Here is a 20,619-nt window from a genome sequence, read left to right as displayed (position 1 = left end):
TTAAGTGGCCGCTTGCTAGGCCAATCAGGGCGTCATCCCCGCATAGCCCCAGAGCTTGCGCGGCGTTATATCATTGCTGAAAACAATCGCGCGGGAGAGGAGAACATGTCGATGTCTGAGGCACGAGTATGGACGGGTGGCGACGATCCGAACAAGGTGGCGCTGAGGGGGCTGACGTTTGATGACGTGCTGCTGCTTCCGGCGGAGTCCCACATTGTTCCATCTGAGGTGAGCACCGAAGCCCAGTTCACCCGCAATATCCGTCTCGGCATGCCGATTATTTCGGCGGCGATGGACACAGTGACCGAATCCCGTATGGCGATCGCGATGGCGCGCCAGGGCGGTATCGGTGTGCTGCACCGTAACTTGAGCGCTCAGGACCAGGCGGAGCACGTCGATGTGGTCAAGCGCTCGGAATCCGGCATGGTGACTAACCCGGTTACCGCCACCCCCGATATGACCATCGCCGACGTCGATGCACTGTGCGCCCGTTTCCGCATCTCAGGCCTTCCTGTAGTTGACGGTTCTGACCGTCTTGTTGGCATCATCACCAACCGCGACATGCGCTTCGAGCCGGATGCTCAGCGCAAGGTTGCAGAGGTCATGACCCCGATGCCGCTGGTTGTAGCGCAGGAGGGTGTGGACAAGAAGGAAGCGCTCGATCTGCTATCCGCCAACAAGGTGGAGAAACTTCCGATTGTGACCTCCGAAGGCAAGCTTGCCGGTCTGATCACGGTGAAGGACTTTGTCAAGAGCGAGCAGTACCCGAACGCCTCGAAGGATGAGAACGGCCGTCTACTTGTCGCTGCTGGCGTCGGTACCGGTGAGGACGCATTTGAGCGCGCTGGTCTGCTCGTTGAGGCGGGCGTAGACGCGCTCGTTGTCGACTCCGCGCACGCACACAACAACCGTGTACTTGAGATGGTCTCTCGTGTGAAGAAGGAATTCGGCGACCGCGTCGACGTTGTCGGTGGCAACTTGGCTACCCGTAGCGCTGCGAAGGCCATGATCGACGCTGGCGCAGACGCCATCAAGGTCGGTATCGGTCCGGGCTCTATCTGCACCACCCGCGTGGTTGCAGGTGTTGGTGCACCGCAGATTACCTCCATCCTCGAGGCGGCCGTGCCGGCGAAGGCTGCAGGTGTGCCGATCATTGCCGACGGTGGCATGCAGTTCTCTGGCGACGTGGCTAAGGCATTGGCTGCCGGCGCATCCACCGTCATGCTCGGCTCCATGTTGGCGGGCACGGCGGAAGCGCCAGGCGACATTGTTGTTGTCGGCGGCAAGCAGTACAAGCGTTACCGCGGCATGGGCTCCATGGGTGCAATGCAGGGCCGTGGACTGACTGGTGAGAAGCGTTCCTTCTCCAAGGACCGTTACTTCCAGGCGGATGTGGCAAGCGAGGACAAGCTCGTGCCGGAAGGCATTGAGGGGCGCGTGCCGTTCCGCGGTGACCTGGATTCCATCACCCACCAGATCGTTGGCGGTCTGCGCGCCGCGATGGGCTACACAGGCGCATCCACTATCGAGGAGCTGCAGACCAAGCAGTTCGTCCAGATCACCACCGCGGGCCTGCGTGAGTCCCACCCGCACGACATCACGCAGACCGTCGAGGCACCGAACTACCGCCAGTAGGAGAACCAGCACAACATGCGTGACTACGTGGAAATCGGCATTGGGCGCGAAGCCCGCAAGGCTTACGGCTTGAGTGATTTGTCGATCGTTCCGAAACGACGCACCCGCTCCTCGCAGGATGTGGACACCTCCTGGCATATTGATGCCTACACGTTCGATATCCCGCTTGCGTCCCACCCGACGGACGCGTTGGCAAGCCCTGAGTTTGTTATCGAGATGGGCAAGCAGGGTGGCCTCGGTGTGATTGACGCGGAAGGCCTGTGGGGCCGACACGCTGATCTGGAGGCTGCGGTGAAGAAGGTGGTGGACTCATGCGAGGACCCCTTTAACGTCGATACGGCTGAGAAGTACCAGGAGTTTGTCGAGGCAGGTGAGCGTGCCGTGCGCACCTTGCAGGAGTTGCACGCCGCAGAACTTGATCACGACTTGCTTTCGGAACGTATCGCCCAGGTGCGTGACTCTGGCGTGACTGTTGCGGTGCGCGTGAGCCCGCAGAACGTGCGCGAATTGGCGCCTGTAGTTATCGCCGCAGGTGCAGAAATCCTCTTCATTCAGGGGTCGATCGTGTCTGCAGAGCACGTGCAAAAAGGTGGGGAACCGTTGAACTTGAAAGAGTTCGTCGGTTCGCTCGACGTGCCGGTCATTGCCGGTGGTGTGTATGACTACACGACCGCGACCCACCTGATGCGCGCTGGCGTTGCTGGTGTCATTGTCGGTTCGGGCGATGCCGACACGGTGGTGAATGTCCCGATGGCTACCGCTATCGCAGATGTCGCGGCAGCACGTCGGGATTACCTCGATGAGACTGGTGGACGTTATGTCCACATTCTTGCGGATACCACTATTTGGGGGGCAGGCGAGATTGCTGCGGCCATCGCTTGTGGTGCAGATGCTGTCATGCTTGGCAACCCATTGACGAAGGCAACTGAGGCTGCTGCCGGTGGCGTGTATTGGGAAGCTCAGACAGCTCACCCACGTTTTCCGCGAGGTAGCGTGCGGAAGGAACCTGACTTCACTTCTTCGGCGCCACTGGAGGTAGTGCTCTTCGGTCCATCGAGCGATCCGTGGGGTGCGATGAATCTCATTGGTGGACTGAAAAGAATTATGGCGAAATGTGGCTATACTGGGATCAAAGCTTTCCAGAAAGCCGATTTGGCAATCCGTAACTAAGAACTGGATGAAATCGACCTATGTCTAGCCGTGTAACGATTCTTCGCGACGCCCCTGAGGGCCCATTCCACGAAGTTGATGTGAACGACATCTTCTTTTCGGTGACTGACGCCAAAGGTGTGATGACGCATGTGAACGATGTGTTCATCAAGTACGCGCAGTACTCCGCCGAAGAGATGATTGGTAAGCCGCACAACCTCATTCGTCATGAGGAGATGCCTGGTGCGGCGTTCAAACTCATGTGGGACACCATCGAGGAGGGCCGTCCTTTCGCCGCGTATGTGCGTAATAAGGCGAAGAGCGGCTCCGCGTACGACGTGTTTGCCACTGTTACGCCGCTGCCAAACGGCGGTTACCTGTCGGTGCGTACCCGTCCGATGACGGAGAACTTCGAAGCAGCCGCTGGTATTTACCAAGAAGCAAACATCGTTGAGCACGAGGCGAAGGCCAACGGTGTTGGCCGCCGCGAGCGTGCAGTGATGGGCGCGGAGAAGGTTACGGAGCTGCTGCCGGACTACGACGCATTCCTGCGCGAAGTCCTTCCTGCTGAGGTCCAGGCACGTGAGGATGCAGGCTTTACGCTTCCGGAAGGCTCCGGCGACATCTACGATGCTGCGGTGACGCTCTACCGTGAACTCGACGAGTTCATGACGGTGCAGACCGCCATTAAGGACGCTGCTGAGGAGCTGCGCAAGGCCAGTGCGACGCTGGTCGAGGAAAACGCAGTGACCAACAACGTGAAGGCCGAGATGGAAAACGTGGTCACCGAGGGTGCATCGCGTACGCTGCTGCTCGCACCGCTGCAGGTGTGGGCGACGATGCGTGGCATTATCGACGAGAACGCGAGGACCCTCGAGGAGACCGCTCAGGAGCTCTACGCCAAGACGTCCAACGCACGTATGGCGATTGCTCTGGCTCGTCTGCACACCGCACAGACCGCACAGTTCTCCACGGAGGCTAACGTGGAGGAGTCGATGCAGCTTCTCGTCGACGCACTCGAGGCTGACGTCAAGCACATGGATGACGCCGTGTTCTTGCACTCGTCGTTCCGTCGCCGCGTGGAGCTGAAGGTTAACTCCATCACGGAGCTGACCAAGATTCCGCTCGAGATGATTCGTCGTTGGTCTGAGAACACCAACGACATGGGCGAAGAGGTCGCACCGCTGGTGGAGCAGGTGAACAAGGCAATGGCTGCTGCTGATGCCTCGATTAACCAGCTGCACCGCTCAGCTGAGCGCCTCGCACAGGCACCTTCGACGGAGAAGGTGCGCGAGGCTCTGGACAGCCTCAGCGCTGCGGTCCGTTAAACCTGACGTCGGAGTCGCTTGCCGGCGAGTGTCTGGTTGACGGAAGCACCGATAACCAAGGCAATCGCCGCAAGCTTCAGCGGGGAGGGGTCCTGGCTGAGCACAAGCCATCCGACGAGTGCTGCAAATGCAGGCTCGAACGAGATGAGGATGGAAAATACCTGGGGGCGGAGTCGTCGCATAGCAATCAGTTCCAGTGATGTTGGGAGCAGCGACGCCAAGATTGCGGTACCAATTGCGAGGAGCAGCAGATTGGTATCGGAAACGATAACGAGTGCGCCTTCGAAACCGAAGGGCAACGTCACCAAACCACCAACTGCAAGGGCAACCGCGAGCCCACCTTGGCCGGCGATGAGGCGGCCAGTGCGCTTGTTGGCAAGGATGTACACCGCCCAGGCAGCGCCTGCGATCAGGATGTAGAACACGCCGAGGCGGTTGAGCGGCTCACCGGAGAGCGAATCAACGCCAAGCAGCGCCATACCTGTAAGCGCAAGCCCGACGGAGATGCCGTCGCGTACTGAACGGGACAACACCGCGGCGAGCAGCAGCGGGCCGAGGAATTGGATGGTTACCGCGGATGCGAGTGGCACAGTTGCAATACCGGCGTAGTAGAACCCGTTCATGCAGCCTAACGACACTCCGAGCACGATCGCTGCACCCCATTGTTCGGGGGTCCAGCGCCAAAACGCTGGCCGTGAGATTGCAAGCAGGATGACGGAGGCGATGAGTAGTCGGAATGAACTCGTCGCCCAGGTTCCGGCATGGGGGAAAAGCTGCGTGGCAAGAGCTGCGCCAAGCTGCAGAAACAGGCAGGACCCAAGGATGCACAACACGGCGGTGCGGTCGGCATTGGGTTCAACCGGGGAGGGGGCACGCAATGTCATGCAGATCATTCTGGGGCGAAACGTCGAAGAATGGACAATATATTCGGATTTATATGCCATCAGCTAGTATTTGGGCCGTGACTACCGCTCAGAAACGCCCTGTTCTTGTCGTTGATTTTGGTGCGCAATACGCGCAGTTGATCGCCCGCCGTGTGCGCGAGGCGCATGTGTTCTCGGAGGTTGTGCCGTCGACTATTACGGCTGCGGAGGTTCGTGAGAAGAACCCGCAGGCGTTGGTGCTCTCCGGTGGGCCGTCGTCGGTGTACGCGGAGGGTGCCCCGCAGCTCGATCCGGAGATCTTTGAGCTGGGGCTGCCGATCTTTGGTATTTGCTATGGCTTCCAGGTGATGACGCAGGCGCTCGGCGGCAAGGTCGAGGAGACCGGTGCCCGCGAGTACGGCCGCACGGCGATGGCTGTCAAGGGTGGCGTGCTGCACGCTGGCCTGGATGAGCACCCGGTGTGGATGTCCCACGGCGATTCTGTGACGCAGGCACCGGAGGGCTTTGAGGTCACTGCCTCGACCCCGGGTGCGCCGGTTGCTGCGTTTGAGAACGCGGAGCGCAAGTTTGCTGGTGTGCAGTACCACCCGGAGGTGATGCACTCGCCGCACGGCCAGGAGGTGCTGACCCGCTTCCTCACGGAGATTGCTGGTCTGGAGCAGAACTGGACGGCGTCGAATATTGCGCAGCAGCTTATCGACGATGTCCGTAACCAAGTCGGCGACGGCTACGCCATTTGTGCTCTGTCTGGCGGCGTGGATTCTGCCGTGGCGGCAGCGCTTGTGCAGCGCGCTATTGGTGACCGTTTGACTTGTGTGTTCGTGGATCACGGTCTGCTGCGCCAGGGTGAGCGCGAGCAGGTGGAGAAGGACTTCGTGGCGGCCACCGGCGCGAAGCTGGTCACTGTGGATGAGCGCAAGGCCTTCCTGGACAAGCTCGCCGGTGTGACCGAGCCGGAGGCCAAGCGTAAGGCGATCGGTGCGGAGTTCATCCGTTCCTTCGAGCGCGCCGTGGCTGATGTGCTGTCGGATCACAAGGTGGACTACCTGGTGCAGGGCACCTTGTACCCGGATGTTGTGGAGTCGGGCGGCGGCACCGGTACTGCGAACATCAAGAGCCACCACAACGTGGGCGGCCTGCCGGACGACGTGGAGTTCGAACTCGTCGAGCCACTGCGTCTGCTGTTTAAGGACGAGGTGCGCGCGGTTGGCCGCGAGCTTGGCCTGCCTGAGGTGATTGTGAACCGCCAGCCGTTCCCGGGTCCGGGCCTGGGTATCCGCATCATCGGTGAGGTCACCGAGGAGCGCCTGGAAACTCTGCGCGCTGCTGATGCGATTGCTCGCGAGGAGCTGACCAAGGCTGGCCTGGATGACCAGATCTGGCAGTGCCCGGTCGTGCTGTTGGCCGATGTGCGCTCGGTTGGTGTGCAGGGCGACGGCCGCACCTACGGCCACCCGATCGTGCTTCGCCCAGTCGCATCCGAGGACGCGATGACCGCGGACTGGGTGCGCATCCCGTACGAGACGCTTGAGGTAATTTCTACCCGCATCACCAACGAGGTGGCCGACGTCAACCGCGTGGTGCTGGACGTAACATCCAAGCCGCCGGCCACCATCGAGTGGGAGTAAGTCAGTTTCCTTCGCCCGCATCCTCGCGGGCGTAGTACGCGGACACGGATCCGACGCGCTGCGACACGTTAATGGTGAGTAGCGCGCTGTCTGTGTCCGCGTTTTGCCGTTCTTCGGGGCATGCGGCTTCGCCGATGTTCACCTTGCAGTTGATGTCGACGGGGACGTTTTCCGGCAGGATGATATCGGTGCTGCCGGTGTTGTTCGCAATGTTGACCGTTTTCGGCTCGCTCAGTGGCTCGAGCTCGGTGAAGTCGATGTAGGACTCGCCGATGAAGCCGCTGGTACCCATTTGGTCTGGTAGCTCGTCAACGTCATACACGGTGATGTGCGCGCTGCCGAAGCGGCTGTAATTGCCAAGCCGCACTTCGCTGGTGACCCCCAGCGCAAACACCGTTGCCGTTGTCAGCACCAGCGTAACGGGGATCCACAGCCAGTAGCGCTTCTTTGGTTGCGCACGCTCCGGAGCCGGCTCGACAGGGTCCGGCAAGTGCCACAGCTCAGGTGCCGCGCCGAGCGGGTCCCATGCCGGTGGTTTCTGCCCGGGGTGTTCGTAGCCGTCCGGCACGGTCAGGTGGGAGGTGTCCACAACAGGGCCTTTGCTTGTCTGCGACTCTACGCCCACCACGAGTCCCTCCGGGGCCTCTGGCTGGCGCTGGTAGGCGAGGTACCAACCAAGTGCGAACAGCGCGAAGGTGACCAAAACCCCGCGCAGGTCGCTGGCAACGGCGACTGAGGGGAAGAAGATGACAAGGCCGAGGAGCAGCAGCCAGCCGGTGTCGCGCTCTTTCTTTTCTACCTTGGTCAGCTGCTCTTTCGGGGTGGCGATCGAACTTGCTGGGGTGCGGGTCAGCCCGAAGCGGGGCATGTTGATCCAGCACAACAGGTAAAGGAACAGGCCACCGCCGAAGGCGATTGACAATACGACGAACAGGACGCGGATGAGCGTTGGGTCAATTTGGTAGCGGGCACCGATGCCTTCGCAGACACCACCGACGACGGCCTTGCCGCCCTGGTCTTGCGGGATGCGGGGCGGGCGGGTCTCCCACATGCGCTTCAGCGTGTTGGTTTCCATGGCTTCTATTGTTGCGAGGCAACGCCAAGCGCGGTATCGGGAACGACCCTGATTTTTCATCTCAGGGTTTACCCCGATGCGCCTGAGGGGGTTGCCGTGCAACGATGGGGGACATGTCTGCGTTGTATCCCCGGCTGACCCGTGACCGTTCCCGCCGCGTCATTGCCGGCGTGGCGTCCGGGGCGGCTGACCTGCTCGGGGTGGACGTGAAGTGGGTGCGTCTGTTTTTGGTTGCGGCGAGTTTCGCTGGTGGCTTCGGCGTGCTGCTGTACGCAGGTCTGTGGGTGTTTACCCCGGTTGCTGAAAGTGCTGCGCCGCGGCAGCGCCCGAGTGCGCTCGACATCTTCCTGGTGCTTGCAGGTTTCGCTGGTGCGTTGACGTCGCTGCAGATTTCCTCCGGCGCGGGGGCCACGGTGGTGTTCATCATCGGCGTGCTCATCGTCGGTGCGGTGATTGCGTTGCAGGCGTACGACCGCGGTACGGATTCGTGGGGCAACATCGCCGCGTTGACCTTAGGCGCGCTGTTGATTATGAGCGGGGTGCTCGCTGTGGCACTCCTCGGGGAGAGCGCCGGGGTCGCCGGTGTGGTTGTTTCCGTGCTGGTGACGGTGCTTGGTGTCGGGGTGCTTGTGGTGCCGCTGATTGCCAAGTTGGCCAACTCGCTTGTCGCGGAGCGTGAGGCGAAAGCGGTGGCGGATCAGCGCGCGGAGATCGCCTCGCGCCTGCACGATTCGGTGCTGCAGACCCTGGCGTTGATCCAGCGCCAGGCGGATGATCCGGACGAGGTGGTGCGCCTTGCCCGTGGTCAGGAGCGCGAACTTCGGGCATGGCTTTTCGACGACACCGTGTCCAACCACACCACCACCTTCGCCGCGTTGCAGAAAGCTGCGGGCGAGGTGGAGGACGCCTATGGGGTCGTGATTCAACCGGTCACGGTGGGAGACGACTTTCCTTTCGACGAGCGCACCGAAGCGGTCGTGCTCGCCGCCCGAGAAGCGATGGTCAACGCCGCCAAGCATGCGGGGGTGGACACGATCGACGTCTACGCCGAGCACCTCGCGGGCAGGCTCGAGGTGTTCGTGCGCGACCGGGGTGCCGGCTTCGACCCGGAGGCGGTGCCGGCGGACCGGCACGGGCTGCGCGATTCCATCGTGGGACGGGTTGAGCGGGTTGGGGGAGAGGTTAACGTGGTGTCGTCGATAGGCAATGGCTCCGAGATCGAACTAGCGTTAGACCTATGACGCGCGTGTTTTTAGTAGACGACCACTCGGTGTTTCGGGCAGGAGTGAAGGCCGAGCTGGCTGCCGCAGGCGACGGCCAGCTGGACGTCGTCGGGGAGGCGGGCACGGTTGCGGAGGCGGTGCGCGGGATCGAAAAGGAGCGCCCGGATGTGGTGTTGCTGGATGTGCACATGCCCGACGGCGGCGGGTTGGCTGTGCTCAAACGCGCGCCGGGGCCTGCGTATTTGGCGTTGAGCGTCTCCGACGCTGCGGAGGATGTCATCGCGCTGATCCGTGCCGGGGCGCGCGGGTACGTGACCAAGAACATCGCAGGGACCGAACTTGCGGAGGCGATTGAGCGGGTGCGCGGCGGAGACGCATATTTCTCGCCACGGCTTGCCGGGTTCGTGCTCGACGCGTTTGCCTCCGGGCCGGTCGTGGAGGAGGACGACCCGGCAGTGGATTCGCTGACCCGGCGTGAACTTGAGGTGCTGCGCCTGCTTGCGCGCGGTTACACCTACAAGGAAATCGCGGAGCGGCTGTTCATTTCGGTGAAGACGGTGGAGACGCACGCCTCCAACATCCTGCGCAAGACGCAGACGTCGAACCGCCACCAGTTAACCCGGTGGGCGGTTGCGCGCGACTTAGGGTAGCGCTCCAGGAAATTTGGCAATCAACTAATTGTGGCTGCCTTTTCTTCATCCGGCCACACCGTCACTGCTTTGTATGTGTAGTAGACACACGCTACGAAGACAACAATATTTCCAAAGATGAGCCACTGCGGTGCATCGTTCGGCAGAACTATCTGGAGAACAGCACTCACTAAACAAAGCATGGCAATGTTCGTACTCAACGCAATGATCAGCATTCTGCGTCCAAGGCTCATTTCGTTCCTTACTGTTCGTGGTACTTATATTTATCCGCACTGATCAGCAGCGGTTACGATAGAACCAGATGCGGTTGCCATGGTAGCTGCAGCCATCATAGGGCCAATAGGACCTGTGAGCGGCGCAGTGGCGACTCCGACTGCAGATGCTGTAGTCCCTCCGATCCCTACGAGGATGGCCCCCACACACCCAGCAGTAGACCGAGGTTGAATGAGGGCGGCATCGACTAACTCTGGATCAACGTTCGTTGAATACTTTGCAGTGATCTGGTCACCTTCAACCGAGTATTCGATGTTTACTTTCTCTCCAGTAGTGAGAGTCTTTGAAGTGGGCAGAGCTTCTTCTTCGCCCTTCGGGCTTTCTACAAATACTGTGTCCGCTTCTTTGCGAACGTTACCGTTTACTACTTCAGCGGAATATCCGCTCTCATCAGCGTCATTGATTACGAGAAGCGCTTGTCGCTCCTCTTGTGCCTTAGCAATCCTTTCCTCAAGGACATCATTTCCCGCCCCGGTGCTAGTTGGCTGCTGAACCTCGTTCTGAGAAATCTCTGCGGACGTAGCGACTGGCATTGGTACGAGCACAGAAGCTAGAGCGATAGAAGTAGCAAGCTTAGTTCCAAACTTCAAGGAAAAACCTCTTTCTGAATTCTCGAAAACGAATGAATGTAGGTAGACGATAACACGTTCGCTTAATCTAGTGCCGGCCTAGAACAGGCCTAGAGCACGCGCGCCTGGGTGAGCAGCGACAGGGCGGTCTTGTCGGTTTCTTGCAGCATGAGCGGGTTCGTGCCCGGCATCGGCGAGATCGTCGTGTCCGCCCACTGCTTGCCGGTCGGGATGCCCACGATGTGCAGGCGGGGATCCAGGGCGCCGTCGGGGTGGACGGCGCGGCGGGTGGCATCGTCGGTTTCGGGTGAGGCGGTTTGGGCGAACGGGCGGACGCGGTTGGCGTCGACAAGCGAGCGCACCAGCGGGTCCTTGGTGTTGCGGATGTCCGGGCCAGGCAGGAACGCGTCGGCGAGTGCAGTCGCGGTGGTGGTGCGCCCGTGGCTTGCGGCGGTGAATGCGCCTTCTTGCGTATCGACGACCGGCTGCGGGCCCAGGAACGTCACCAGGCCGGCGTCTGCAAGTGCAAGCAGTTCGCGGGTGCGGAACAGTGGCGGGCCGGAGCCGACCATCTGACCGAACGCCATGTACTGCGAGCGGGCCACCTCCGGGGTGCCTTTGCCGTTTTCGGTGGCGATGGCGCTGGGTTTGCGGCCGGCTGAAATCGCCCACAGCCCGGCCTTGATCGGGGAGTCCCAGGCGGCGACGGCCTCGGCGATGTCGCCCGCCATGGAGTCGGTGACCACGCGCTGGAGTTCGTCCAGGCTGAGATCTTCCGTGCCGGCGAGCGGGTCGACCCAGGCAGCCATGTCGAACGGTTCGGTGCTTGTGCCCTCGAGTGCTTCGGTCAGGGCGCGGGCGACCGGCAGGATGTCCTCGGGGGAGGCGTGGACGGCCAGGTCGGTGTCGTCGATACGCGTGATGATCTCCTCGAGCGGCACCTTCAGCGCCTCGGGGCGCACGCGCGCGAGGGTGCGGTAGTACTCGGCGAAGGCATCGCGGGCGAGCGCTGGCCACAGGGTGCGGCCGAACGACAAAGTGCCTGTGCCGGGTTCGGCGGGGTTGGCGTCGATGGCGGCGCGCAGACGCGACAGATCGGCCTTTGGCGGAAGCGAGTTGTACTCGGACTTAGGCAGGTAGGGGTAGCCGCGACCGGAGGTGACAACGAAGTGGGGTTCCTCGCCGGTGGCGTCGTAACGCAAACCGGAGCGGGCCGTGTCGTCTTCGAAGAAGCGGCCGCCGCGGTTGATGGTGGTCAGCGCCATGAGGTCGAAAAAGCCCATGCCCATACCGCGCACGAGCAGGCGCTCGCCTTCGCCGATGCGCTCTACGTCCTGCTCAACCGGGTTGCCGGGCGGAATGTAGGTCAAGCCAGATTTGGCAAACGCCTGCTGCGCCGGGGTCGGGGCGGGCAGCACCCAGCCGGAGGCAACCACGGTGGCGTCGGCGTGGATCAGGGTGCCGTCCGCAAGCAAGATCGCGTCTCGGCCTCCGTCGCTGTACAGCGACATCGCGCGGGACTGGTGCTCAACCACGGTGACAGAGTCCGGCAGCTCGGCCAGCGCAACCTGCCACACCCAGCGCAAGTACTCGCCATACAACGCACGCGAAGGATTAGATTCAGGTCGCGTCACACGGATTTCAGCGTCGAAGGTGTTGGGGACGGCCGGCGGGTGGTCGCTGATAAGCGGATGCGCGAATTCGCCGCGAAGCGCCTGGATCCACTCAAACATGGTGGGGCCTTCGAGCACAGGTGCGGTGACGGTCGCGCCGGGCTCAGTGAACAGGGTTACCGCGCCAGCCAGGGTGTTCATGCACAGTGTGCGGGTTTGTTCGGTGTCCCAGATGCGGCCGGCACCGAGCTGGGCGTCGTCGATGATGTGCAACGTCAGTGGTGTAGCGCCACGGTCGTTGAGGAAGGCTGCGATGCGCTCGGTGATGGAGATGCCTCGCGGTCCTGCTCCGACGATGGCGATGTCTGCTCCCACAGCGATGTACCTCCACGATTTCGATGAATCTTTATAACGTGTATAGACTGCGCAGTCTATTAAGAAAGAACCGAATTGTCTAAAAGTGGTATGGTGCCGAAAACCACAAGGGAAAAGAGGACGATAACGTGCCGAAGAAAACGGTCGCGGCCCCAGTTGTACTTGTAGGTGCAGTTGCCCTGCTGAGCGGCTGCACCGCAGGGGGTGGCGCTGAATCTCACGCAGAGGGTGACAATGTGCTCACCTACCTGGAATCCAACTGGTTTAACAGCCTCTACCCGCCGGCTGCCGGGTTTTACCCCAACGGCGGTGTGGTCAATCAGTTAACAGACAGGTTGCTCTACCAAGACCCTGAAACGCTCGAACTCCAGCCGTGGATTGCCACCGACCTGCCGGAGATCAACGAGGACGCCACCGTGTTCACCTTCGATATCCGCACGGATGTGACCTACTCCGACGGCACACCGATGACCGCGCAGAACATCGTGGACAACTTCGACCTCTACGGCCAGGGCGACAAGGATCGCCTGCTCAACGTCTCGGAGCAGATCTCCAACTACGACTACGGCGAAGTTGTCGACGAGGACACGGTTCGCTTCCACTTCACCGCACCGTCGCCAGGGTTTGCGCAGGCTACGTCCTCGTACAACGCGGGCCTGCTGGCGGATTCCTCCCTGCAGCTGCGCAACGAGGATTTCGGCCCAGGCGGGGCGGCGAATGTGATCGGTTCGGGCCCCTTTGTCGTCGATAGTGAAACGCTGGGCACTGACCTCGTGCTGAAAACGCGCGAGGATTACGACTGGGCGCCACCGTCGCTCGAGCACCAGGGCCGGGCGCGCATTGACGGCATCCACTACACCTTCGCCGCCGAAGAAGCCGTCCGCTCCGGCGCGTTGCTGTCCGGCCAAGCGGACGCCGCGCGCACGATCTCTCCGCCAGTGGAGCGGCACCTGAAAGACCAGGGTGTGCAGGTGGTTGCCTCTGCCACCAACGGCATGAACAACCAATTGGCCATGCGGTTTAACCACCCGTTGCTGCAGGACATTCGAGTACGCAAGGCGATTATCCACGGCATCAACCGTGAAGAGATCATCCGCATTCTGCTGTCGGATTCCTACCCGCTGGCCACGTCGTCGATGACCTCGAGTGCCCTTGGCTACGCGGAGCAGCCCGGCGCGTACACGTTCGATCCCGATCAGGCGCGTGCGCTTCTCCACGACGCCGGCTGGACCCCCGGCCCCGACGGCATCCGCGTGAAAGACGGGCAGCGGTTGAGCCTGTCGGTCAACCACGCGCTGCCGCAGCCGCGCTCGAAAGAGATTGTCACGATGGTGCAGTCGGACCTGCGTGACCTCGGCATTGAGTTGAACATGGTGGCCGGTGATCGTGCCACGCAAAACGCAGCGCAGAAGGACATCAACCGCGTGCAGTTGATGCACACGATGGTGGGGCGTGCGGATTATGACGTGATTGAGTCGCACTTGTCGGTGAACCGCCGCGACTCGCTGCTGAACAACGCAGGAGATGGCACCCCAGTGGATGCCAAACTCGAGGAACTGCTGCAGAAGGTGGTTTCCACACCGGACGATGCGGGCCGTGCGGCCGCGTCGAAGGCGGTGCAGGACTACCTCACAGAACAGGCCTACGTGCTGCCGTTGTTCGAGGAGCCGCAGGTGTACGCACTTGCGCCACACGTGAAGGGCTTTGTTACCGAATCGGTGGCCCGCCCGAGTTTCTACTCGGTGTACTTCGACCGTGATGGGGAGGACAACTAAATGAGTAACACTGTGCTGAAACGCGTTGGGCAGGCGCTGCTCGTGCTGCTGCTTGCCTACACGCTTGCGTTCTTCCTGCTTTCCGCCCTGCCATCGGACGGCGTGGCCGCGCGCTATGCGGACCCCGCGCTTGGGCTGTCCCAGGCAGAGATCGAGGAGATCCGCGAGCAGATGGGCGTGGACAAACCGCTCGTCGAGCAGTACCTGGCCACCCTTGCCGGGCTGTTTACCGGCAACCTGGGGTTCTCGGTTGCCTCGGGCACGCCGGTGTTCGACCTCATCGTCGACGCTGCGCCACACACGTTTGCGCTTGCGGCGACCTCGATAGGACTTGCCATCATCGTCGCGCTGCTGACCGCCTATGTGGCCACGCTGCCGGGTGGTGGTGCGGTGCGTAATTTCTTCCGCGCGCTGCCGTCGTTCATGGTGTCGCTGCCAGGTTTCTGGATCGCGATCCTGCTACTGCAGTTCTTCTCCTTCCAACTCGGCTGGGTCAACGTGGTCGACCCGACCCCGCTCGAGGGGCTCATCCTGCCGTCGCTGACCCTGGCCGTGCCCATGGCGGCGCCGCTGATGCAGGTGCTCATCCGGTCTATCGACGAAGTCCGCGCCCAACCATTCGTCCAAGTCATCCGCGCCCGCGGTGCCAGCGAGGCCCGCATCTTCTGGCGCGACGTGCTGCGCAACTCGTTGCTGCCCGCCATCACCATGGCCGGCCTGCTGTTCGGCGAACTTGTCGGCGGAGCAGTGGTGACCGAAACCGTCTTCGGCCGCGCCGGGTTGGGGTCGCTGACCGTCAACGCGGTATCTAGCCGCGACATGCCGGTTCTGCTCGGTGTGGTGCTCATCGCCGCGACCGCGTACGTGCTGATCAACCTCATCGTCGACCTGCTCTACCCGGTGCTTGATGTGCGACTGCGGGATGCGGGGCAACAGCGCAACAAGGCTAAGAAGAGCACCGCTCAGGCTGCCGTGAAGGAGGGCGCCCGATGACAACACAAACAACACAAGCAGCAACGGATCCTGTTGCGCGGGCGAATGTGCGCGCTGGCGTGCGGGCGAATGTGCGCGCTGGCGTGCGGGCGAAGTCGCGCAAGAACCGCCGGTGGCGCTCGCCGGCGACGATCCTGTCGCTGATCGTCCTGGTCATCGCTGCCCTGTGGGCGCTGCTGCCGGGCGTGTTTGCCACCTACGACCCGTACAAGGGCGTGGATGTGGCGCTGCTCGCGCCGAACGGTGAGCACATCTTCGGCACCGACGCCGTGGGCCGCGACGTGTACTCCCGCGTGGTTTACGGCGCACGCCAGTCGCTGCTCGGCGCGCTGATCGCCGTGGTGGTCGGCCTGGTCCTGGGTACGCTCATTGGCCTGGTTGCAGGTACGCAGCGTGGCTGGGTAGAGACCGTGCTTATGCGGTTCGTGGACGTGCTGCTGGCTATCCCGGGCATTTTGCTGTCGCTGTCCATCATCATCGTCACCGGTTTCGGTTCGCTGCAGGCGGCGTTTGCTGTTGGTATGACATCGGTGGCCACGTTCGCTCGTTTGGCTCGCTCGCAGGTGATCCAGATTGCCGGTGCAGACTTCGTCGAGGCTGCCTACGGCTCTGGCGCAACCCAGACCCAGGTGTTGTTCCGCCACGTGCTGCCCAACTCGCTGACCCCAGTGTTGGCGCTGGCTGCGCTGCAGTTTGGCACCGCAATCCTGCAGTTGTCCATCCTTGGCTTCCTGGGCTACGGCGCACCGCCACCAGTGCCGGAGTGGGGCCTGCTGATCGCGGAAGGCCGCGACTTCATGTCCACCGCCTGGTGGCTGATCCTGCTGCCGGGTCTGGCCATTGTGGCCACCGTGATGTCCACCAACCACATCTCCCAGGTCATTCAGACAGAAGGTGATGCGAAGTGAGTACCCCTTTGCTTGAAGTTGACGGCCTTACCGTTGCGTACGGTGATGCCGAGCCGACCGTGGAAAACATCGCGTTTGCTGTCGATGCCGGCAAGATGACCGCGATCGTCGGCGAGTCCGGCTCCGGCAAGACCACCTCCGCCATGGCGGCGCTCGACCTGTTGGGTCCCACCGGCAACGTGCGCGCGGGCTCCATCCGGTTCAAGGGCCAAGACCTTGCCAGCCTGAGCGCTGCCGAGTGGCGTCAGATGCGCGGCGCAAAGATTGGTTTGGTTCCGCAGGATCCGAACAACTCGCTCAACCCGCTGAAAACCATCGGCGCATCCGTGGAGGATGGGTTGGAGATTCATAGGGTGGGGGACGCGGCGTCGCGTCGTCGTCAAGCAATCGCCCTGCTTGAGCGCGTCGGCATCGATGATCCTGAAAAGCGCTACAACCAATACCCGCACGAGTTGTCCGGCGGCATGAAGCAGCGCGTGCTCATCGCTGCTGCGGTAGCACTCGAGCCCGAGGTGCTCATTGCGGACGAACCCACGTCCGCACTCGACGTGACCGTGCAGAAAACCATCCTTGACCTGCTCGACGAGATGCGCGCAGAGTTGGGCCTGGGCGTCATTTTCATCACCCACGACCTTGCCGTGGCGGGCGATCGCGCCGATGACGTGGTGATCATGGAGCGCGGACGCGTCGTCGAGCACGGTCCTGTGAGCACGGTGCTGACCAACCCCACACAGGACTACTCCAAGCGCCTGTTGGCAAACGTGCCGTCGCTGTCCGTGGCAAATGCGTATCGACGACCCCCTGTCACCACCGACACCCTCCTGCGCGTAGACAACCTTGCCGTGCGCTACGGCGACTTCACCGCCGTATCCGATATCTCCTTCGAGGTCGCGCGCGGCTCCACCCATGCGCTGGTGGGCGGGTCCGGCTCCGGCAAAACCACCACAGGCCGCACGATCGCCATGTTTAACCAGCCTGCTGAGGGCAGCATCACCCTCGACGGTGAGGAACTGACCACGCTGAGCCCGAAGCAGAAGCGCAACTTCCGCAACCGCATCCAGATGGTGTACCAAAACCCGTTTTCCTCACTGGATCCGAAGATGCGGGTCGGCGAGATTGTGGCGGAGCCGCTGCGCAACCTCGCGGGGGCGTCGAAACGCGAAAGCCTTGCGCGCGCCAACGAATACCTGGAGCGTGTGGCGCTTGACCCGGAACGCTTTGCGTCACGCACGCCTGCGCAATTGTCCGGTGGGCAGCGCCAACGCGTCGCCATCGCACGCGCGCTCATCGTCGAACCGGAACTCGTGGTGCTCGACGAGGCCGTCTCCGCACTCGACGTGACCGTGCAGGCGCAGATCCTGGAGCTGCTGGAAAACCTCCAGCGCGAACTGGGGCTGACCTACGTGTTCATCTCCCACGACCTGGCGGTGGTGCGCCAGATCTCGGATACGGTGAGTGTGTTCAGCCGCGGCCAACAGGTGGAATATGGCCCTACCGACGAGGTGTTCTCGCACCCGCACGACGATGTCACTCGTGAACTTATCGACGCCATCCCCGGCACCGTCTTCCGTGCCCGACAGTTAGGAGAGTTTGTTGTCTAACGACATTATCGACCTGCTCGCAGAAACCCCGGCCGACCTTGCCGAACTGCGCCGCCGCCGACCCGAAGCGGTTGAAAACGCCCAGCGCAGCTTCGCAGCCCTGTTTGAGCCCACCAACCCGGCGCTGATCGAGGCGCTGCCGGTATCCACCCGCTACGCCGTCGCCGCCTTCGTCGCCGGCATTTCCGGTGCGCAGCGTGCCGCGGAGTTCTACGCGGACTTGCTTGTCGACGAAGACGAGGCGCTCGTTGCCGTGGTCGAAGACGCGGTGCGCGCAGGTGTATCCGCCGGCCCCTACGCGGGCGGGGACTTTGTCACCTTCGGCGAGGGGCAGCTCGCCGCCGCCTTTGACTTCGCCCACCTGCTCACCTTCCACCCGAAGGACGCCTCGCCCGCGGCGATCGGGCACCTGCAGACCACTGGCTACACCGAGGACGCGATCGTCTCACTCGGCCAACTCATCTCCTTTGTGGCGTTCCAGCTGCGCGTCGTGCACGGTGTGCAGGTGCTGGCTGGGGGAGCGGCTGCGGGTGGTTCGGGTGCTGCTGTTGCGGATGCTGCTGTTGAGCGCACCGCCGGCGTCGCCGATCCCGGCTGGACGCCCGCTGCGGTGACCCTGCAACCCGAGGTCGTCGCACCCGAGAAGTTTGTCAACCACTCCCTGGGGTGGAAGCCATGGGTGGCACCACTTGAAGAGTCCGAGTTCACCGACGAGCAACGCGACGCTCTGATCAAGCCGGAACGCATCGGCATGGAGTACTTCCGTCTGCTCGCCCGCGACCCGCAGGCGCTGAAAGCCCGCACCCTGACCGACCTGGACACCTTCTACAACACCGAAGGTGGCCTGGGCCGTGCCGAGCGCGAACTTGCCGCCACCGTCGCCTCCCGTTTGAACGGCTGCGAGTACTGCGCATCAGTGCACCAGGCACGTTCGAAGGAGGAAGGCGGCGACGCGGAGGCGATCGACCGTCTCCTCGACGAAGGCGTGGAGGCGGACCTTGGCTCTGATGCCTGGGACGCGATCCGCCAGGCTGCGGTTGCGCTGACCCGCACCCCGTTTGAATTCGGTGCCGAGCACGTCGAGGTATTGCGCGAGGTCGGGTTGGATGATCTGGCGATCATCGACGTGATCAACTCGTCAGCCTTCTTCAACTGGGCCAACCGTCTCATGCTCACGCTCGGCGCGCCGGATGTGCCGAAGCGCTACCGCTAGCGCCTGAACCCGCGGCGGCGTTTTTGGTCGCGCCAGATGAGGTCGTCGTCACGCCATTGCGCGGGCGGCGTCGGGTTGGAGGCGTAGGCGAAAACCCAAATGAACAGCAACATGACGAACACGCCGTAGGTCACGCGGCTGTCGCCCGCGTCATCCGCCGCCGGGATGAAAATGATCAGCCCGAGCAGAAGCAGCCAGCCGGTGCGGCACTCTTTCTGTTCGATGGGGCTGCGCTGATCCTTGCGGGTAAAGATGGCCCGGCCCGGGCTCATGTCCTCCCCAAGACGCGGCATGAGCAACCAGCACAACAGATAGGCGAAGATGCCACCGCCGAAAATAAACCCGGTGAGCACAAACGCGATACGCACCGCCACCGGATCGTAGCCGTAGCGGGCACCGAAACCGGTGCACACACCGCCGAATACGGCCCGACCACCTTGGTCTTTCGTGATGCGCCGCGGGCGGGTTTGGTTGCGTCCCTTAGTGTGGTGTAACGCTTGCTGATGGTGGGCCCTGGAAAATGCAGGGGCGGCCATCGTCAGTAACTTTTCGACTCAACTACCACATCTCACCGAAAGGAACATGACGATGACCGCTGCACCGCATTCTATCGACCCGGCAACCTATTTGGATGATCTGCTCGCCCAAGCGTCTCCGGATCTGATGCGCCAGATGCTGCAAGGGTTTATCAACCAAATCCTCTCCGCCCAGGCCGACACCGTGTGCGGGGCTGAATACGGTGTTGCCTCCACCGAGCGGGTCAACCACCGCAACGGGTATCGCCACCGCGACCTCGACACCCGTGTCGGCACGATCGACGTGGCGGTACCGAAGCTACGCCACGGCGCGTTCTTCCCGGACTGGCTGTTAGAACGTCGCTCACGAGCAGAACGGGCCCTATCGACCGTGATCGCGACCTGCTACCTCAAAGGGGTCTCCACCCGCAGGATGAACGATCTGGTGGCCACCCTTGGCATTAACAACCTGTCGAAATCACAAGGCTTACGCATGTCAGAAGAACTCGACGAGATGGTCGACGATTTCAAAAACCGCCCACTGGACCCCGGCGGCTACGCCTACCTGTCGTGCGACGCGTTGACAATCAAAGTGCGTGAAGGTGGCCGGGTGGTCAAATGCTCCGTACTTTTGGCCACCGGTGTTAACGCTGACGGCTACCGGGAAATGCTCGGTATGCATGTTGCCACCACGGAATCCAACGCGTCGTGGAAGGGCTTCTTCCAGGACTTAAAAGCTCGTGGACTTCGCGGTGTCTTCCTTATCACCAGTGACGCCCATGAGGGCATCCAGCACGCGATATCTGAAGTGCTGCCCGATGCGTCGTGGCAGCGCTGTCGCACCCACTTCGCGAAGAATCTCTATGAGAAAGTCCCCAAAATGCAGTGGCCGATGGTCTTAAGCGATGTTCCAGACGATCTTCCAACAACCGGATGAGGAATCAAACTGGGCGCAAGCCCGTGAAGTTGTTGACTTGTTGGAACCGAAGTTTCCCGAGGTTGCAGCCTATTTGGAGGAATCACTCGATGAGGTGCTGGCGTTTACCGCAGCACCGAAACCAGTCTGGACAAAGGTGTGGTCGAACAACCCCACTGAACGGCTCAACCGGGAGATCCGCCGGCGCACCGACGTCGTGGGGATCTTCCCAAACCGTGAATCCATCATTCGGCTTGTCGGTGCCGTCCTTGCCGAGCAACACGACGATTGGATCC

At 62.1% G+C, this 20,619-nt stretch carries 17 protein-coding genes and 1 pseudogene; 12 read left to right on the top strand and 6 right to left on the bottom strand.

Going from position 1 to position 20,619, the window contains the following annotated elements:
• The first annotated feature begins 111 nt into the window (after positions 1 to 111).
• Genes guaB through HMPREF2736_RS01545 form a run of 3 tightly spaced genes read left to right on the top strand, consistent with a single transcriptional unit; the run spans position 112 to position 4,112 of the window.
• Entirely contained in the window at positions 112 to 1,635 is a 1,524-nt protein-coding gene (gene guaB / locus HMPREF2736_RS12500; RefSeq protein WP_070422775.1) for an IMP dehydrogenase, read from the top strand.
• A gap of 15 nt (positions 1,636 to 1,650) precedes the next feature.
• Positions 1,651 to 2,805 carry a GuaB3 family IMP dehydrogenase-related protein gene (locus tag HMPREF2736_RS12495; RefSeq protein ID WP_070570589.1) on the top strand — a complete coding sequence of 385 codons (1,155 nt, stop codon included), beginning with the start codon at positions 1,651 to 1,653 and terminating at the stop codon, positions 2,803 to 2,805.
• 20 nt (positions 2,806 to 2,825) lie between these two features.
• Entirely contained in the window at positions 2,826 to 4,112 is a 1,287-nt protein-coding gene (locus tag HMPREF2736_RS01545) for a PAS domain-containing protein (RefSeq protein ID WP_070828745.1), read from the top strand.
• Here the strand turns inward: HMPREF2736_RS01545 and HMPREF2736_RS01540 are convergent.
• A complete protein-coding gene (locus HMPREF2736_RS01540) occupies positions 4,109 to 4,996 on the bottom strand; it encodes an EamA family transporter (protein ID WP_070828744.1) in 888 nt (295 codons plus the stop codon). The genes HMPREF2736_RS01545 and HMPREF2736_RS01540 overlap by 4 nt on opposite strands.
• 53 nt (positions 4,997 to 5,049) lie before the next feature.
• On the opposite strand from HMPREF2736_RS01540, the gene guaA reads away from it, so the two are divergent.
• A complete protein-coding gene (gene guaA, locus HMPREF2736_RS01535; RefSeq protein WP_141761231.1) occupies positions 5,050 to 6,624 on the top strand; it encodes a glutamine-hydrolyzing GMP synthase in 1,575 nt (524 codons plus the stop codon).
• A gap of 1 nt (position 6,625) precedes the next feature.
• Here guaA and HMPREF2736_RS01530 read toward each other — a convergent pair whose 3' ends face one another.
• Positions 6,626 to 7,699: a PspC domain-containing protein gene (locus HMPREF2736_RS01530; RefSeq protein ID WP_070828743.1), complete on the bottom strand. Its 1,074-nt coding sequence runs from the start codon at positions 7,697 to 7,699 to the stop codon at positions 6,626 to 6,628.
• 113 nt (positions 7,700 to 7,812) lie between these two features.
• On the opposite strand from HMPREF2736_RS01530, the gene HMPREF2736_RS01525 reads away from it, so the two are divergent.
• Positions 7,813 to 8,940 (top strand): ATP-binding protein, encoded by a 1,128-nt coding sequence (locus HMPREF2736_RS01525; protein ID WP_246822028.1) that lies wholly within the window; start codon positions 7,813 to 7,815, stop codon positions 8,938 to 8,940.
• Positions 8,937 to 9,572, top strand: a complete 636-nt coding sequence (locus HMPREF2736_RS01520) for a LuxR C-terminal-related transcriptional regulator (protein ID WP_070828741.1) — start codon at positions 8,937 to 8,939, stop codon at positions 9,570 to 9,572. Before HMPREF2736_RS01525 ends, HMPREF2736_RS01520 begins: the two co-directional genes overlap by 4 nt.
• Before the next feature lie 20 nt (positions 9,573 to 9,592).
• On the opposite strand, the gene HMPREF2736_RS01515 is transcribed toward HMPREF2736_RS01520, so the two are convergent.
• The 3 genes from HMPREF2736_RS01515 to HMPREF2736_RS01505 all read right to left on the bottom strand — a co-directional run bounded on the left by HMPREF2736_RS01515 (position 9,593) and on the right by HMPREF2736_RS01505 (position 12,402).
• Positions 9,593 to 9,805: a hypothetical protein gene (locus tag HMPREF2736_RS01515; protein WP_224213060.1), complete on the bottom strand. Its 213-nt coding sequence runs from the start codon at positions 9,803 to 9,805 to the stop codon at positions 9,593 to 9,595.
• A gap of 30 nt (positions 9,806 to 9,835) precedes the next feature.
• Entirely contained in the window at positions 9,836 to 10,435 is a 600-nt protein-coding gene (locus HMPREF2736_RS01510; protein ID WP_224213059.1) for a hypothetical protein, read from the bottom strand.
• 89 nt (positions 10,436 to 10,524) lie between these two features.
• Complete coding sequence (locus HMPREF2736_RS01505; RefSeq protein ID WP_371326399.1) at positions 10,525 to 12,402, bottom strand: FAD/NAD(P)-binding protein; 1,878 nt, start codon at positions 12,400 to 12,402, stop codon at positions 10,525 to 10,527.
• 128 nt (positions 12,403 to 12,530) lie between these two features.
• On the opposite strand from HMPREF2736_RS01505, the gene HMPREF2736_RS01500 reads away from it, so the two are divergent.
• Genes HMPREF2736_RS01500 through HMPREF2736_RS01480 form a run of 5 tightly spaced genes read left to right on the top strand, consistent with a single transcriptional unit; the run spans position 12,531 to position 18,892 of the window.
• Positions 12,531 to 14,177: a TIGR04028 family ABC transporter substrate-binding protein gene (locus HMPREF2736_RS01500; protein ID WP_070614282.1), complete on the top strand. Its 1,647-nt coding sequence runs from the start codon at positions 12,531 to 12,533 to the stop codon at positions 14,175 to 14,177.
• Positions 14,178 to 15,170, top strand: a complete 993-nt coding sequence (locus HMPREF2736_RS01495) for an ABC transporter permease (protein ID WP_070815585.1) — start codon at positions 14,178 to 14,180, stop codon at positions 15,168 to 15,170.
• Positions 15,171 to 15,229: 59 nt separating this feature from the next.
• Positions 15,230 to 16,078, top strand: coding sequence for an ABC transporter permease (locus HMPREF2736_RS01490; RefSeq protein ID WP_070815652.1), 849 nt, complete (start codon positions 15,230 to 15,232; stop codon positions 16,076 to 16,078).
• The gene (locus HMPREF2736_RS01485; RefSeq protein WP_070828738.1) at positions 16,075 to 17,679 is read left to right on the top strand and encodes a dipeptide ABC transporter ATP-binding protein; all 1,605 of its coding nucleotides are present in this window, start codon (positions 16,075 to 16,077) and stop codon (positions 17,677 to 17,679) included. Before HMPREF2736_RS01490 ends, HMPREF2736_RS01485 begins: the two co-directional genes overlap by 4 nt.
• Positions 17,672 to 18,892, top strand: a complete 1,221-nt coding sequence (locus tag HMPREF2736_RS01480; protein WP_070828737.1) for an alkylhydroperoxidase domain protein — start codon at positions 17,672 to 17,674, stop codon at positions 18,890 to 18,892. Before HMPREF2736_RS01485 ends, HMPREF2736_RS01480 begins: the two co-directional genes overlap by 8 nt.
• Here HMPREF2736_RS01480 and HMPREF2736_RS01475 read toward each other — a convergent pair.
• Entirely contained in the window at positions 18,889 to 19,428 is a 540-nt protein-coding gene (locus tag HMPREF2736_RS01475) for a PspC domain-containing protein (protein ID WP_083322941.1), read from the bottom strand. The two genes, HMPREF2736_RS01480 and HMPREF2736_RS01475, sit on opposite strands and share 4 nt — an antisense overlap.
• Positions 19,429 to 19,480: 52 nt before the next feature.
• Between HMPREF2736_RS01475 and HMPREF2736_RS01470 the strand changes: the two are divergent.
• Positions 19,481 to 20,619 (top strand): annotated as a pseudogene (locus tag HMPREF2736_RS01470) (IS256 family transposase); the annotation flags it as partial.

The organism is Corynebacterium sp. HMSC036E10 (assembly GCF_001836265.1).
Taxonomy (GTDB): Bacteria; Actinomycetota; Actinomycetes; order Mycobacteriales; family Mycobacteriaceae; genus Corynebacterium; species Corynebacterium coyleae.
The sequence above is the reverse complement of the archived record's forward strand: the minus strand, read 5'-3'. Positions and strand labels throughout refer to the sequence as shown.

Bases quoted from the DNA above. Each gene is read 5' to 3' on its own strand.
- guaB (WP_070422775.1), top strand. From the start codon at position 112: ATGTCTGAGGCACGAGTATGGACGGGTGGCGACGATCCGAACAAGGTG.
- HMPREF2736_RS12495 (WP_070570589.1), top strand. From the start codon at position 1,651: ATGCGTGACTACGTGGAAATCGGCATTGGGCGCGAAGCCCGCAAGGCT.
- HMPREF2736_RS01545 (WP_070828745.1), top strand. From the start codon at position 2,826: ATGTCTAGCCGTGTAACGATTCTTCGCGACGCCCCTGAGGGCCCATTC.
- HMPREF2736_RS01540 (WP_070828744.1), bottom strand. From the start codon at position 4,996: ATGACATTGCGTGCCCCCTCCCCGGTTGAACCCAATGCCGACCGCACC.
- guaA (WP_141761231.1), top strand. From the start codon at position 5,050: ATGCCATCAGCTAGTATTTGGGCCGTGACTACCGCTCAGAAACGCCCT.
- HMPREF2736_RS01530 (WP_070828743.1), bottom strand. From the start codon at position 7,699: ATGGAAACCAACACGCTGAAGCGCATGTGGGAGACCCGCCCGCCCCGC.
- HMPREF2736_RS01525 (WP_246822028.1), top strand. From the start codon at position 7,813: ATGTCTGCGTTGTATCCCCGGCTGACCCGTGACCGTTCCCGCCGCGTC.
- HMPREF2736_RS01520 (WP_070828741.1), top strand. From the start codon at position 8,937: ATGACGCGCGTGTTTTTAGTAGACGACCACTCGGTGTTTCGGGCAGGA.
- HMPREF2736_RS01515 (WP_224213060.1), bottom strand. From the start codon at position 9,805: ATGAGCCTTGGACGCAGAATGCTGATCATTGCGTTGAGTACGAACATT.
- HMPREF2736_RS01495 (WP_070815585.1), top strand. From the start codon at position 14,178: ATGAGTAACACTGTGCTGAAACGCGTTGGGCAGGCGCTGCTCGTGCTG.
- HMPREF2736_RS01475 (WP_083322941.1), bottom strand. From the start codon at position 19,428: ATGGCCGCCCCTGCATTTTCCAGGGCCCACCATCAGCAAGCGTTACAC.